At 66.3% G+C, this 291-nt stretch carries 1 protein-coding gene; it reads left to right on the forward strand.

The window, feature by feature from the left end; translation table 11 throughout:
• Positions 1-291, forward strand: a 291-nt coding sequence (locus AC1RPV_RS07765; protein WP_481764195.1) for a urate hydroxylase PuuD, incomplete at both ends; no start/stop codon positions are given.

Consider the following 291-nt stretch of genomic DNA (forward strand, 5'->3'; position numbering starts at 1 on the left):
GAACACGTACCTGATCGACAAGAACGTGCTCGACATGGGCCCGGTCGTCGCCGTCGCGTCCGCGCTCGGCTTCCTCGCCGCCGGCTGGATCGTCTACGACTCGCTGTGCCGCATCCTCGGCACCAACGACCGCGTGCTGGGCATCTGCGTCGGCCTGTACGTCGTCGTCGCGGCGTACCTCGCGTGCCACATCCTCTCGGGCCGTGCCGCCTACCTGATCGTCGGCGCGATGCTCGCGACGATCATGTCGGCGAACGTGTTCTTCGTGATCATCCCCGGTCAGCGCAAGAT

This window comes from Dellaglioa sp. CoH-55-MRSF-9, assembly GCF_056782155.1.